This window comes from Pseudomonas sp. YL2 (assembly GCF_023063025.1).
Lineage (GTDB): Bacteria > Pseudomonadota > Gammaproteobacteria > Pseudomonadales > Pseudomonadaceae > Aquipseudomonas > Aquipseudomonas putida_A.
The window spans coordinates 26,215-41,908 of sequence record NZ_JAJSLU010000016.1 but is presented as its reverse complement, the minus strand read 5'-3'; the positions used below and the strand labels follow the sequence as shown (position 1 = coordinate 41,908).

Annotated in this window: 5 protein-coding genes; 3 read left to right on the top strand and 2 right to left on the bottom strand. The window is 62.3% G+C overall.

All coding sequences use genetic code 11. The annotated features are described in order from the left end of the window. Nucleotides 1–24: 24 nt before the first annotated feature. Nucleotides 25–1,062, bottom strand: coding sequence for an AraC family transcriptional regulator (locus LVD08_RS20935; RefSeq protein ID WP_247269146.1), 1,038 nt, complete (start codon nt 1,060–1,062; stop codon nt 25–27). Between the two features lie 210 nt (nt 1,063–1,272). On the opposite strand from LVD08_RS20935, the gene LVD08_RS20930 reads away from it, so the two are divergent. From LVD08_RS20930 to LVD08_RS20920, 3 genes are all read left to right on the top strand, one after another. After that, a complete protein-coding gene (locus tag LVD08_RS20930) occupies nt 1,273–2,220 on the top strand; it encodes a SphA family protein (protein WP_247269145.1) in 948 nt (315 codons plus the stop codon). Between the two features lie 253 nt (nt 2,221–2,473). Then, entirely contained in the window at nt 2,474–2,668 is a 195-nt protein-coding gene (gene relB, locus LVD08_RS20925; RefSeq protein WP_095136765.1) for a type II toxin-antitoxin system RelB family antitoxin, read from the top strand. After that, nucleotides 2,574–2,942 carry a type II toxin-antitoxin system RelE/ParE family toxin gene (locus LVD08_RS20920; RefSeq protein WP_342453951.1) on the top strand — a complete coding sequence of 123 codons (369 nt, stop codon included), beginning with the start codon at nt 2,574–2,576 and terminating at the stop codon, nt 2,940–2,942. Before relB ends, LVD08_RS20920 begins: the two co-directional genes overlap by 95 nt. A gap of 48 nt (nt 2,943–2,990) precedes the next feature. On the opposite strand, the gene LVD08_RS20915 is transcribed toward LVD08_RS20920, so the two are convergent. Continuing rightward, nucleotides 2,991–15,488 carry a filamentous hemagglutinin family protein gene (locus tag LVD08_RS20915; RefSeq protein ID WP_247269144.1) on the bottom strand — a complete coding sequence of 4,166 codons (12,498 nt, stop codon included), beginning with the start codon at nt 15,486–15,488 and terminating at the stop codon, nt 2,991–2,993. Nucleotides 15,489–15,694: the final 206 nt, after the last annotated feature.

Below are 15,694 nucleotides of genomic sequence, written 5' to 3'. Positions count from 1 at the left end.
TCCCTCGCCACAGGGGACCGATGTCTAAGCGGTGCTTGCATCCTGTCGCCACGCACTCGGGCTCATCCCCGTCCAGCGCTTGAACGCCCGGCGAAAACTGCGCACATCGCTGTAGCCGACCTCTTCGGTAATCCGCTCGATCGGCATGTCCGGATTGGCCAGCAGACTCATCGTGCGCGCCTGACGCACCTGTTCCAGCAGCGCTTCGAAGGTCAGCGCGTGCTCGGTCAAACGGCGGCGCAGGGTGCGGCTGCTCATGTTCAGGTCGCCGGCGATTTTTTCGATATGGCTGCCTCTGCTCAAGTCCCGGGCAATCGCCCGCTCCACTGCTTGAATCAGATCGAGTTTCTGATGCACCTGCGCCGCTTCCAGCTCCAGCAACGCAACCGCCTGACGCAGCGCCAGCGAATGGTGATTGGGCAGGTTGACGTCCAGCCACCGGGCATCGATCAGCATGCGATTGTGCAGACAGCCGAAGCGCACATCGGGCCCGAGCACGCGGTGGTATTCGCTCAGATAATCCGGTGCAGCGTGCACAAACTCCACGGCGATCGCCTTGAAATCAACTCCGGCCAAGGCCCGGCCATATACCAGCAGGCTGGCGAAAAACTCTTCGACGGCGAACACCTGCACATCGGCAAACGGCAAGCGACATTCGGCATCGAGATGTACCTGATCGCCAATCACATCGACGCTGGACACCACGATTCCGCCGGAGGTGTGCTGATGGCGAATGCCGAGGGCAAAGGCATCGCGCAAGGTCTTGCACAGCGAAAGCACATGCCCGAGCAGCCCCAGCGTACCCAACACATTCTGCGCGCCGACCCACAGCCCCAGGCCCTGATTGGGCAGCACTTTGAGCGCCCGTTGAATCATCGCCACGGCCTGGCGGTAGGAAATCCGCTGCGCCGGATCCTGCAGATCTTCGAGGGTGAAACCCAGGCCACGGCACAGGCTTTCGGGGTCGATGCCTTTGTTGTGCACGACTTCGGCGAGGGTTTGCAGGAGGAACGGCGAGACCAGCGCCAATTCGAAAGTGGGGTCTTGGACTTTTACGTTCATGGGGGCTGACATTCCGGATCACGCTTGATTGTTATTTTTGTAACCGGTTATGTCGAAGGAAGTTAGCACAGGGTTGGCCGACTGTCCGCAGAAGTCCCCCTAACTGTCCGCCAATACCCTGCCCCGTCGGGCGCCAAGCGCTTATTTCTATGGTGCCGGACGTTCTGCGTACCGGCGCCACGTCCCACCACAATAATAATGAGGACAGCCATGAGCCCGAACCGCGCCACTTTCCCCTTGCGTCTGGCACTGACCTTGCTCGGTTGCACCGCGTCCCTGCCGGCCCTGGCCACCGAAGCCGGCGTCGACAACATCGGCCCCGGCACCGACGGATTCTTCATGCTGCCGCTGGAAGTCGACAGCCTTCCGCAGAACATGGTCGCGTTCAACCTCTACTACAACCATTACAAGTCGACCAAGCTCAACATCAGCTCGTTGGGCGGCAAGGTGCCGAATGTCGAAATCGAATCCACGGCGGTGATCCCGCGTATTGATTACCTGAGCCCGGTGCGCGTGTTCGGCGGACGTCTGGCCGGCTACATCGCCCAGCCCTGGCTCAAGCAGGAAGTCTCGGTATTCGGCCTCAGCGATACCCGCGAAGGCATGGGCGACACCACCGTTGCGCCGATCATCCTGTGGGACATGGGCAAGAACCTGACCCTGGGTGCTGCCGTGGAGATCACCGTGCCCACCGGCGAATACAGCGTCGATCGGCTGGCCAACACCAGCAACAATTTCTACACCTACAAGCCGCTGTTTTCCTTCACCTGGCTGCCGACCGAGAAGACCGAAGTGTCGATGAAGACCACTTACAGCTTCAACGAGAAGAACAAGGACACCGACTACAAGTCCGGGCAGATCTTCCACTTCGATTACTCGGCCAGCTACAAGATCACCGACGATGTGATGCTCGGCCTTAACGGCTATTACCTCAAGCAGACCACCGACGACAAACAGTACGGCCACACCGTGCAATTCGCCGGGCAGGATGTGGACGACGGCGTGCGCGGCCAGGTATTCGCGATCGGCCCGGCGTTGCATTTCACCTTTCTCAAATACGCCAGCGCGGAGATTCGCTGGGCCAAGGAGTTTGACGTGGAGAACCGGCCAGAGGGGGAAATGTTGTGGGCGAAGGTGAGTATTCCGTATGCGTTCTGAGTGCATTTGTAGGAAGGTGCGCGCGGATTTGTAGGCTGGAAACCTGAAAAACAGAGTGGAGGAATAGGCCTACAACGGCGGTCGAGATTGCCGGACAACGGAGGGAAACGTCCGGCAGATTCCAAAGGGGCGCTTGCAGATACTGGGCTTCGTCATCCCATGGTTCTTCGAGAGCTCATGGGGTACATCGTCTGCCAGTGACGACAATGGGCCATTCCCCCTTAAACTGCTGAGATTGATCACGGAGATCACTATGAGCTTATTACTTTCCCCGTTTTACTCTGACTTCGAATCCGAAGAAGAGGCAGAGAGCTACGATCGCTGGTTTCGTGCCAAGGTACAGGAGGCACTTGATGACCCCAGCCCTGGCATTCCCCATGATGAAGCTATGGCAATGCTTGACCAGATGCTGGAAGAGATGCGCAGGAAGCGCCGCGCTGCTGCTTGAATGGAGCGATCAAGCTCTGAACGATCTGGCTGACATTATCGATCACGTTGAACAGTACAACTCCAACGCTTCAGTGGCTCTACAGCACAAGGTTGGTGCAGCAACGCAAAGGCTTTCATCAATCCCCTATGGTTACCGGGCCGGTCGAGTGCCAGGCACTCGGGAAATGGTGGTCAATCCGAACTATCTGCTGGTCTATCGAGTGAACGGGCGCATCAAAATACTGACGTTAGTCCACACCCGACGACAATACCCACGAACCTCATCAACATAAAAAAAGGGCGGCCAAAAGGCCGCCCGAAGCGTACTACACGAGAGTCTTTTACAACGTCAGCTGCCCGCGTTCCTCCTCAGTCAACTGCTGCTTCGCCTGTTCATCCAGTGCCCCCGCTCCCAGCACCTGCACCGGGCTGTTCGGGTTGTAGCCGGTCGCCGGCGCACGACTGGCACCATCACGGCTCGGCGCCAGTTGTTCGTTGCCGAAGCTCAGCACCTGCACGGTGAACACCGACGCCTGGTTCTGCCGCGCTGCTGCTTGCTGCTGACGCGCCACGTCCTCAGCGGCCTGGGTTGCTGAAGAGGCAGCGGAGCTTGCCGAGGTGATCGCCCCGGTGTTCACCGCAGCCACCACCGGTACGCCACTGGTCTTGCCTTGCACGGCGATGTTGGCAGCGTTGACCACGGTCAGCGCAGCGATGTTGACGTTGCCCGACACGCGAATCCCCGCCTCGCCAGCGTCGATGGTGCCCAGCGGCGCGATCAGGTCGATGTCTCCCGGCGCCACTTCGGCAATCGGGTTAAGGGTGGCGATACCCGCACCGGTGCTCGGCACCGAAGGCGACAGGGTTACATTGCCCCAAGTGTCGTAAACCCGTTTCGGCGGGGTGTAGACCACAGTGGTTTTCGAGCCGCGACCGGCGTTGATGTCGCCCTCGGCCGACCAACCAAGGATCGAGCCGCCGAAGGTGGTCATGATCCGGCTCTGCCCCAGCAGAATGCTGCCCTGCGAGTAGAGCTGAATGTTGCCCGAGCCCTGGGTGATGATCCCGGCGGTGGACGGTGGCGCCGCGCCTTCGATGCCGAACACCTGACCACCACCCGGTGTGAGCATCTGGATATCGCCGCCGAACAGCGTCTTGACCCCGGCACCACCGTAGAGCGTGATGTCGCCGTCGTAACGCAGCGGATTGCCCGCCACATCGGTGCTCGGGAACAGTGCGGCAATGGCGTTGCGACCGCGCAGATAACTGCCTTTGCGCGGACCGTCAGCGTCGTTGTATTCCAGGCCGCCGGCGCGCAGTTCGGCGAAGTACACCTGGCGCGCAAAGATCGCCTGCTCGGCACTTGGCAGCGCGGTATAGAACGCCTGTGCCTGCTGTGCGTTGCCGCTGAAACCGTAGCCGAGCGTCAGCCAGCTCTGCAACTCGTCGAGGTAGGTCTTGACCACTTTGCCCGGCTGGCCGTTGAGAGAGGCATTCGGGTCAGCAAGGTTCTGCGGATTCAGGTAACGGGCGATGAACTTTGTGTAATCCGGCCCCTGCGCGCCTGCGCCCGCCTGCAATACCACGCTGGCACCAGGCCGCGAATCCCCGGCCACTATCGAGCCGAGACTGGTGATGCTGGCGCGGTTTTCCATCAGGATGTTGCGCCCGGCATTGATATCCAGCGTTCCAGGTCCGGCGATATCGAAGCTGCTGTAGAGAATGTCGCGGCCCGCCGACACCCGGGATATACTTCGCGGGTCGTTATGAACGAACAGGTTGCCGGTCGAGGTGATGCCTTCCCGACCCACGCCCATCTCATCGGGCTGCACGGCTGTCGGTCGACCCAGGTTGGTCCCGGATGCCACGATGTCGCGGCCAGCAATCATCCAGACAGGGCCTGCTGCTTCGTACCAAGTGCGTTTCGAGGTATCGAAACTCAACGTCTCACCACTGCGTATCCCCACCAGATCGCCGGTCAGGGCATAGAACCGTGCCGGCCCTTGCACATCATTCAAACCGGAATAGCTGTCGGGCCCAAAAGCGAACAATGGATAACGCGAATTACCATCCGGTTTAACACCGTCACTGCCGTAGTTGCTCTTGAGTGGCGTGTTGGAGTTATTGCTGGCAAAGGCCAGGAATGACGGCCTGAACGGGGTGGCGATGGCCAGCGGGCTGGCACCGGACTGATTGATCGCATAGCCGCCGGCGTAGATCGACTCACCGGCCAACAGTTCGAGCTGTCCGGATGTCGAAGGGGCCAGCAACAGTGAATAAGCGATTGTCCGTGACAAGTCGCGCTCGCTGTAAGCCGCCGAGGGCCCGGCATAAATCGACCCCTGCGCCGCCACCGCCCGAAGAATCGACGGGTACACAAAACGTCCATCGGTGGACGACGAATTGGCACCGCTCACAGGGGTGAGATTGGCGTTTGCCTCGGCCAATTGAGTACTGGGCGTGAGATTGCCCCCAGCGGAAAACAGATCGATGGCCGTGTGGTCGGTCCACAGCGAAAAGCCGCTCAGGATGCCGCCAGTGCGGATATTGCCGTTGTCATCAAGCAGTGGCGTGGCATTGAGCAGGCGCACACGTCCGGGGTCTGCCGCACCGCCCAACACCAGGTCTCCACGGGTACTGAGGCTCATGCCCGAATCGCCGGGAATCAGCACCAGGCCACCGGAGGCATTGCTGGTCGTCGAGGTGAACGGATCCAGCGGTCGGGTTTCACGGACATCATGCAACTGCGAGTTGGCACCGTATTGCAGATTGATGCCGCCCAGTGCCCCTCCGGTCAATTGCGCTGCACCGCGCAAGTTGATCAGTGCGCCTTGCAGGTCGTGCCTCGGCGGCTGAGTCCCGTTATCCCCGGCCCGCGCTTGCAGCGATGGATTGAGTGCGCCGCCGAGGTGAATGTCCATGTCGCCACCGCCGGTCATCTGCACGCTGCCATCGCCGGCGACACGCCCGGTGCTGCCGACGGCAACGATCAGCCCTTGGCTGCGCGGATAATTGACCGCATCGCCCAACGGTCTGAGCATCCCGGCGTCGCCACCGGCACGCAGGCTGATGTTGCCGCCGCCCAGGGTGCCGAATCCGGTGAAGCCGACCAGGTAAGGTTCGGTATTACTGTCAGGCGTCATCAACCGAGTAGCGTAACTGCCAAAGTTGATCCACCACGCTGTGGGCACATCCGGGTTGCCCGTGCCTTGGCGCCACAACCAGTTGCCCACTGACGCACTGGCGATCTGTTCGCGGAAACCGCCATTCACCGATTGTGCTTTCGTGCCGACGGAATCGCCGGAAACCGAGCCACCGGCATTGATTGTCAGGTTGCCGCCCATCTGCGGATACCAGGCCTGATAGAGGCTGTCGCTGCCACCGTCGACCCATTTTTCATAAGCGGCACCGGAGCTGCCCAACACCGAATTGCTGTCCGACAGATGCCCACGTTTCTGGTTGTACAACGGATCGACGTTCGCTGATTGAGTGCCGGCGGTATAAACACCGAACGGTGAATCCATGCTGAGGTCGCCGGCAGCCATCAGATCGAGATCGCCTGTACCGGTGCGCAGCACACTGAACATCTGACTGTGGGCCTTGGCGGTTGTGCCGGGATTATTGCCGATGCAGAACTCCGGATAGATTTCACAAAGGATCTGATACTCCTCGGGAACGGGTTCGTAGTCAGGTCCCTGACCATTGCCCGGCGCCCAGACCCAACGTGCCATCGGCACACAGAGCCCTTCCACCTGCGCACAGATCTCCAATTGGTCATCGGGCACAGGGTAATATCCCGGAAGGTCATACGGATTGTCGGGTGCCCACACGAGTATCCCCGTTGCCTGGGTAAGCGTGACACCGTAATGAGTGTCCGCCAGCCGCAGATTGCCATCGGTGGTCACAGGCTTCACGGCACGGCTGTCGGCCGCAGCAAGATCTGCACCCGCCACCACGCGCATCGACCACGACGCACTGCCCGACGGCAGCATGCTGGCCACCGCCCAGTTCTTGCCCTGTTGTGTGCCGTTGAACGGCCGCAACTCGATCAGCGAAGTGCCTTCGGCGAGCTTCACATCGGTCATCGACGGAATCAGCGAACCGCGCAACAAGGCCAGTTCGCCCTTTAATTTCACTCCGGAGAACGTAGTCAGGTCTGCATCGTAAACGCTGGGCAACGGCACACCCTTGGGCCAGTTCAGCGCTTGCAGGGCGGTGGCCTTGTTCAAACGGATCCCGGCACCCAGGCGAGTGTCAGCAGGCAACGTCACGCTGTCGCTGAGCAGCGTACCAGCGGCGTACAGCAGATGACCGTTGCTGTCGTGAATCGCCCCCGCCAGCACGGTGCCGGCGCTGAAGGTATACGCCTCGTTCAGCACAGCTTGAGTCGGCAGCAACGTGCCACTGGCCAGAACCGCTGGTTGAATCATCACGTCGTAATTGAGTGTCGCCCCCAGCGGAAACTGCGTGCCCTCGGCCAGCGTCACTCCACTGCCCGGCACGATCAGATCGCCGCCGAATGGCTGCACACCTGCAATCAGTTTCCAGCCGGCATCGTCCTGGGTTTCCGGCGGCGGCGCGAAGCCGTCATTGATGCTGCCGTAAATATCGAGGTTGCCACCGGCGCGAATCACCAGGCTGCCCGCCTCCCCGGAACCATATACAGAAGGGTTCGGCTGCGTGTGCGGATTGAGGCTGGCGTAACGGTAACCGGACAAGTCCAGATCGCCCTCCACCACCAGATCACCGTCAGCCGTCTTGCTGGCGATCTCCACACCGGGCCGCAAATGGAATGCATCGGCATACGTGGCGTTATTCAACCCGGCGAGTTTGCGTTGCAGCAGATCGTTATTGCCTAGTGCGGCGTTGATAAAGTCATTGCTGTCGCCGTGAATGCGTTCGAGCATGGCCTGATCGATGACTTGATACGCTCGGCCACTGACCGCCGGATCGACACCATCGCGGGCATCGGTGTAGCGGCGCATACCGTTGAGGCCGATGGAGCGAGCGCCCTGAATGGTCAACACACCACTGGCGTCGATGGCGATGTCATTGCTGCCCAGACGCGGCGCGTTCAGCTCCAGCGTACCGCGCAGCATTCCATCGTGTTGCCCGGCAAGGAAACCGGGCACGGCATCAGTGCCGTGGCGCAAATCGATCCGCGCGCCGTTGCCCAGCGTGAGCAAACCATCGCCGGAACTCAGTTCAACCGTGGCACGGTTCGGCGCATCGATGATCTCGCCGTAGCTGTCGACCCGCAGCACGCGACCATGGGCATCGAGCACGCTGCTGCCAGTCAGCGTCAGGCCATTTTTCGCCGACAGACGAATGCTGCCGACTCGTTCGCCGCTGGCATCGATCAGACCGGTCGCCGTCAGGCTGCCATTGTCCACCGACACATTGATCTCACCAGCCTTGAGACCGTCGCCGATCACCAGATTGCCTTGCTTGAGTTGCAGGCTGCGGCTGCCGTACACCTGCCCGGCGTTCAGACGCTGATTGAGCGCGGCGAATTGCTCGGTGGCGTCACCTCCCAGGCGCTGCGCGCGAATGTCCACGCCACCGGCTTTGTACGGCACCAACGTGCCCCCGGCGTCGTAGTAACCGCTGCTGCCGCCGACAATCTCGCCTTGCAGATCGACCATCCCGGCCGCATCGGCCAGCGCGACGACGCTGAGGTTACCGGCCTGATTATTCTTCGCCGACAGGTCGATCCGCGAGCCCGCAGCCTGACGGATATTGCCGTTGGCGCTGTACAGCGAGACATCGCCGCCCCAGCTGTATTTGCTGACATCGTTGAACGGCAAGGTACGTCCGGCCAAGTCCAGCACCGCACCATTGCCCAGCGTCAAATCGCCCTCGGACTTGACGGTCAGCTTGCCGCTGGCCAAGGCGATACGGCTGTCGAGCACGACATCGCGGGCTTCAAGGTTCAACTCCGCCCCCAAGGCATTGGCCACCCCGGCAGCCCCGGCGCCGCTGAGCGTCAGGCTGTTGCCGGCCTTGAGCAGACTGACCGATGCCGCCTCGCCAGTGAGCAACGGCGTACGCAGATTCAGATTGCCGCCGCTGTAGCGGTAACCCGTGAGCGGATCGTAGGCGCCCTGCTCCTGATACACCGCCAGGCTGCCCTTGTGATTGGCGGTGATGCGCTCGCTGGCGCTCAGGTTGACGTTGGCAAAACCCAGCGCCAGACGATTGTTCTGATCCAGGCCGCTGGCCTGGGGCATCGGTCCGTAACCCAGTTCGATCCGCTGGGCCTGAATGTCCAGCGTGCCGCTGCCCGTACCGGCGCCACCGGTAATGACGCTGCCGGCGCTTTGCGTCGCGCCGTTCCAGATCAGGTTGGCCGTGCGGATACTCGCCACATCGTTGGCATCGCCCAGACCATAGATCGCCGGGGTGACCAGCACCAGATTCTGCAGTTTGCTCTGACCGGTCTGTGGATCGATCGTGTCGAGGCTCACGCTGCCGTAGAAATTGAAGGCATCGCGAGTGGTCAGGCTCAGGGTTTCCAGGGCCGGCGCGGCAAACTGCGTATCACCGCGCAGCAAGCGGTCGAGTACGTTCTGGTTCAACGTGAGACCAGCGGGCACGCGGCTGCCTGCCGCCGCCAATGCCTCGGCGCTGCCGGCATTGACCGAGCCGACCGACAGTGCGAGATGACGGGTGCCGAAACGCACCGCCTCACCGAGTTCGAACTGGTTATCCGTAGCGGCCGTGATACTGCCGTTCGAATACAGCAGGGCCGGATTGTTGCACGCACTCGCTGCGCAAGTGCCGATCCGGATGCTGCCCGCGCCGCTGATGCCGCTGGCCGCTTCCGGCGCCAGCACATTGGTCCAGCCGTTGGAAACGACCAACAGGCTGGAACCTTTCGGCTCATAAACGTAACCGGCCAGCGAGTCGTAGGCCACGTTGCCACGCCCCAGCGTATTGATCCCGCCTCCCGCCTCGACCGTGATGCCGCCAAGCGTTGACGTGGTACGCAGCAAAACCTGCGGCGCAGACAGAATCGCCCCTTCACGCAAGACAATACTTTCACTCGCGCCCAGGAAGCCGATGATGTTAGCGGTCGTGTTGTACAAGACATTCGGCATCGCACCGATGGTCAGCCGCCCCGCGTTGAGGCTGTTGAGCGTGTCGGCGTACAGCGACACACCGTTGAAACCCGGTGTCGATGCACGGCCCGCACCCAGTATCTCGAAGCTGCTCCCGGCGTTGCCGCCACGTACCACCGCTGTGCCGGCCATGCCGCCCTCGGCAGCCTCGAACAGCGTGCGCCCGTTGAACTGCAAAGCGATGTCTTGCTTGCCGCCGGAGGCCAGGCGCAGATCCAGTGTCTTGCCGTCCATGGGTGCCAGCGCACGCGGCACACCGCGCCGGGCGGCGTCGCTCTGGATGAATTGAGAGAAACCGGTTTCGTTGTACTGCGAGTAACGACGCAACACATCGGCTGACGTGAGAATCAACTGACTGGCCAGGCTGTCACGCAGGCCGGTATTGGCAATCGACATCTGCCCGCTGCTGATCCATGAGCCATTGCGCAGTGGCAACGCCCCCGTTGTCACGCCGGGTGTTGCCTGACCGTTTACCTCAACCCGGAACGCACCAGGCATCAGGGCAAACGTTGACGGCAACAGTGTGTAAGTACCCGCCGCCAACCCCGGCACACCGGCGCCAATAGTGATCTGCTGGCCAATGCGCGGATCGCCCGCACCCGCTTCGGCCAGCATCGGCGCGTAGCTGCTCTGGTTGCCGGGCACGATGGCATACACCGGGTTGCTCGCCAGCCCCGGCAGGCTGAAGGTGCCGTCAGTCGCAGTGCGCACCAGCGGGTTGAAACGTGCATCGGTGGAACCCCCGCGACCGGACACGAAACCGGCGCCACGCAGATCGCCACCGCCGGACAGGTCGATGACCGCACCGCTTTGCACATCGGCGAACTGCGTGCCGATCGACACGCCTGATGTTTCGCCGGAGATGCCGTTGAGCACCACGGATTTGCCGTTATAGCGATAGTCGATACCGTCCGTGGTGCCACCGTACGGCATGACCAGACCGGCACCGCTGACCGAAGTCAGACTGCCCGGCAGAAGACGAACCTCGTGAGTGGTGCCGAGCAAATCGTCACCCAATACGATCTTGCCCAGCGGTGCACGCAAGACACCGCCCTGTTCGATGTACGCGGCGGAAAAAATCAGCTTTCCGAATGCCGAGTACGGCACCGCAGTCGGTGCCGCGCCGTGGCCGCTGATCCGCAAGGTGTGTTCGGAAACCGGGACGGCGCCCTGATAACCGGCACGCACCTCAGCCTGAATGCCGGTGGCGGGATAGATCTGCGCCGCACCGAGGTTCAAGTCGCCCGGCGTCCACAGCCTGGTTTTCTCCGCACCATCATTCGGCGCGAGGAAGCGCAGGTCGCCGCTGCTGTCGAGGCTCACCAGACCGAAAGCCCGACGGCTGTATTCAACGGCCGGCGCCTGCCGTTGCAGGATCGAACCCTGAGTCCCGAAGGACAGGCCATTGCCCACGTCCAACAGGTTCGCGGAGGCATTGAACGTCGCGTCGGACAACCGGGTCGTCGGGCCAGGGAGCAGTCGTGGGCGCATCATGCTGAAGCCGGCAAAGTAGGTGCCCACACCCGACAGGCGCAGGTACGGAGCACTCAAGTCGATCCGTGCCGAGCCTTTGGAATTCTCGGCGAGAGACAGAGCTGCGGCGAACAGACTGAGGCTCTGATTCATGCGCAGATTGACGTCACCGTCAAACGACAACAGACCGTTGCTCAGCAGGCTGAGATTGTCGAAACCGCCCGTCATCAAGCCATCGGCACTCAGACGGGCTTGACCGTAACGCAAGCCATCGGCGCCTTCGCCGGGTTGCAGGTTCGCGGGCAGCAGCCCGTTCCCTGCCGCTTGACCAATGATCATTTCCCTCGGCGAGCGCACCGCGTTGCTCGCCGAATCGGAATACAACGGCGTCTCCAGCGCCAGTTCCAGACGACCACCGGCCGCCCCGACGCCACCCGCCGCCGCACGCAAGTTGCCTTCAACGAAAAGACCGTTATAGGAACTCAAACTGATGCGCCCGCCGTCCGTTGCGATACGCGTCGGGCCTTGACCGGCGATATCCAGAACGGCCTCGGTGCCCGAGGCATCCAGCCGCGCGCCCGGACGTACAATCACGTAGGCATCGGCAGCCGTGGCGGTTGCCAGCTTCGCATCGATCTCGCCGCCGATGATGAGGCTGCCGCCCTTGCCGACCTGCCCGTAAGTGCGGCCCAGGGTGTCGGTCGCCGTATTGGCACGCCCGGCGACATCCAGCACGGCCTGCTCGCCGATCCAGATCGAGCGATCATGTGCGTTCGGATCCGCCGCTTGAATCGAGGTGGCCGGCTGGATCGAGCCGAATTGTTGCTGACGAATATCGATCGTGCCGCCCCACGCATTCAGTTCACCATCGACGGTGATCTGCCCGGCACCACGCAGCTTGATGCTCTGCCCCGGGTCGACGCTGATGCGCGAGCCACGGCCCAGGGTCAGCGAGCTGTTGGCTGCGTCTATCAGCCCGACCAGCGTCGCGCCACCTTGCAATGTCAGGCTGGCGCCGGCGCGTTGGGTCAGCACGCCCTTGGTCGGGTTTTCCTGGAACAGCGTCGGTGACCACAGTTCCAGCGCCGAGCGCGGATCGACGCCACTGACCTGGTTGGGTGCCGCATCACCGAAACGGTACACCGGCAGGGTCACATCAATCGCGGCGCCTTCGGCAACGTCGAGCCCGCTGAGACCGATCAGGTTGTAGGCGGAGAACCCTTTGCTGAACAGATCGGTGGACAGTAGCAGGGTGTTGTCTGCCAGGGCTTTATCCGTCTGACCGACGAGAATCCTGTTGGCCTGCACCGTCAAGGTGCCGCCGCCCGTGACGCCGTAACCGCGCAGTTCGCCATCGAGGTTCAGACGGGTTTTGCCAGGTGCGGAAATGGCGCTGGACTCCAGCGTCAGATCACCGCCCTTGCCACCCCGGGTCTTACCGTTAGCGAGCACAGCGCCGCCGGAGGACACATCGAGCAGACTGCCTGCGCCCATATCGATATCGCCACTGCTGCGGATCGACAGCAAACCGCCATTGAGGTACGCCAGACTCGCACCATCATCCGGGTTGGTGCGCAGGTTGCTCCACACGCCACGGGTATCGAGTTGCACACCGTCGGCCACAGTGACTTGCGTCGCCTTGCCGACCTTCGCCGTGAGCCGAGTGTCAGCGGTGTCGCTACTGAGAAACTGATTGAGCACGTTGCCCAGACGCAGGCTACCGCCATGCGCGGTCAGGTCGGCGCCGATCTGCACATCCGGGGAATACAGGGTGATGTCGCCACCGTTATCGACCGTCAGCGCGCCGTCAACAATCACCTGATCCCTGGCTGCAACCTTGAGGGCACCCAGGCGGACGCCGTTGAGTTGATCGTTATCGAGATACAACTTGCCCTTGCGCGGATCGGAAACCGCCCCGTTCAGATCCAGATCACCGTCGGCGAGCGGACGCTCGCCACCAATCTGCACCTGATCCAGCGTCGGATTGAGGGTGTAGAGCAGGCCATTCGACGCCGCGACGAAGGTCGGGTCGTAACTGCCGACGATCAACTGCGCCCGCCGGGCCAGCGCGGTCTGGCTCTGCTGATAGCCGTCGAGCACCGGTTTCGGCGCCTGATTCTGCCGCTCGCCCTGATACACCTCGCCGATCATTTGCCCGTCGAGAACGGCGTTGGCCGTGGCGATCACCAGTTGCCCGGCATCGCGGCCCACGGTGTAACCCGACTCGAAACGCGAGCGCGGGGCAATCAGCGGGCTGTAGTAATAACGGGTCTGGCCCCAGCGTTGGCTGCTGTCTTCATAGCCTTTGTAGAGGCCGGTGTAGAGCAGGTCCCCCGGCGCGCGCGACACTTCATACAACTTGCCGTCGGCGCCACGCAGCCAGCTCTGGCGGATCTCGCCGCTCTGCACATCCAGGGTGCCGCCGGACAGGTTGATCAACGAACCTTTTTCCGTGACCACGTCGTTGCCGGCAAAACTCACCGTGCCGCCCTGGGCCATCCACTCGCCGACGCTGTGCCCTTGCGTGCCGAGGTAACCGCCGACTTCCAGCAAGCCACCGGCGGTGTACCAGCGATCCGTGGCGTAGCCGTTGGTGCCGGCCGGCACATGCACCAGATCGCGCACATCGACCCAGATGTCATTGCTGTTGAGCGCGCCCTTCTCGCGGTTGACCGAGGCATCGCGCTGCTCGTTGCCTTGCACGTTGATCTTGATGCTGTTGTTTTCCATTGCCACTTTGACGCCGAGGGCACCGGATACATCGATCATCGCGCCGTCGCGCACCAGGCTGCGGCGTTGTGCGCTGACCGCGACCTGGCCGCCGGTGGCCAGGGTGATCGAGCCGTTCTGGAACTCGACACTGCCGCCGCTCTGAATCTCGACGCGTGACTGATCGCCACGGATCCGGTTATTGGCCGTGACGCCCGTCAGCGCGGCCTGATGCTGGCTGTCGAGGGCCGTCAGGTCGCTGCTGTCGAGCATGATTGCCGTGGCACTGCCCTGCCCCAGCGTGACGCTGCCGCTGCTGTCGGTGTTCGGGTTAGTCAGGTGAATCGTGCCACGCGTCGCCACCGACGTGCTGGCGAGCAATACACCGTTCTGCACCACCTCATGACCGGTCAGGGTGATGTCGCCGGTGGCGGACTGGATCAAGCCGTTGTTGGTGACATTGCCCGCCACGGCACCGGCCTTGAAACCGGGGATGACTTCGTTGCCGAAGGTGGTGGACAGCGCATTGCCCTCGGTGCCCGAGCCCTTGCGGATATAGAAACGGTCACCGGCGGCGAGCACGGTCTGGCCCTTGGCGGTACTGATGCTGCCGTCGTTCTGCACGTCGTTGCCGAGCAGCAAGGCATAACCCCCGGCAGCGGTGGACGATGCCGGCTTGTGGGTGTCGATGGAGGCACCGCGTTCCACCAACACCTTGCCGGCGGCATCGGTGAACGTCGGCTGGGTGCCGGTGCTGTCGAAATACAGACCCCGATCACGGAACTGGATATCGGTGATGTTGGCGGCAGCGGCCACCAGGTTGCGCACGTTGACCTGACTGCTGCCGCTGAACACGATGCCGTTGCGGTTGATCAGCATCACCGTGCCGTCGCCCTTGATCTGGCCCTGGATCTGGCTGGCCCGGGCATTCGGATCGTTGACGCGGTTGAGCACCGCCCAGTTCGACTGCTGGGCGAAATCGACCGTGGTATTGCGACCGACGTTGAAGGTTTCCCAGTTAAGAATGGCCTTGTCGGCGGTCTGCTCGATTGTCACTGTGGTTTTGCCATCGACCTGGGTCTGCTGCGGGCCCTTCGCGTTCTGCCAGCCTTGAGTCAGGCTGTTGTCGACCTTCAAGCCACCCTCGCCCAGGCCGTCCGGCACGAACTGCACCGTGCCCAATGCGGCGGCTCGCCCGGCCGCCTGCGCCGCCTGTTGTGCGGCAATCGCGGCAACCGTGTTGTTCAGCGTCTGAATCGAGCGCTGCAACTGCGCATTGGCCTTCTGCTGCTGGGCCAGCGGCGGTGTCATGCCCGGCAAGCCACCCACGCTCGGACGTGCCGCCGCAGCCTGTTGCGCTGCGCCCTTTGCCGCAAACCAGCCCGAACTGAACGCCGTCTGCGCCTGCGCACTGCCCGCCACCAGACACAACGCCACCGCGTGTGCCAACGGCTTGAGCAGCCAAAGCGACGGCTCGACGGTTTCACGCTTGGAGGACAGAACGTGGGTACGACGACGGGATGGGCGAGCGAGCATCACTACGAGATCCTTTTTGATTGCCACACTTTGGTTGCCAAAGATGCCGCAGGCCTGCAAAAACCTGCTGTTACGTCATAGGCAGTTGGCGGAGGGCGCGACCGAACGGATGTCACACAAACTTCATGTCGGGGGAGTATTCGCGCAATCTGCGGGACGGAATGCCGGGCGAATAAAATGGCGGTCCCATAAAGAGCCCGCCATTG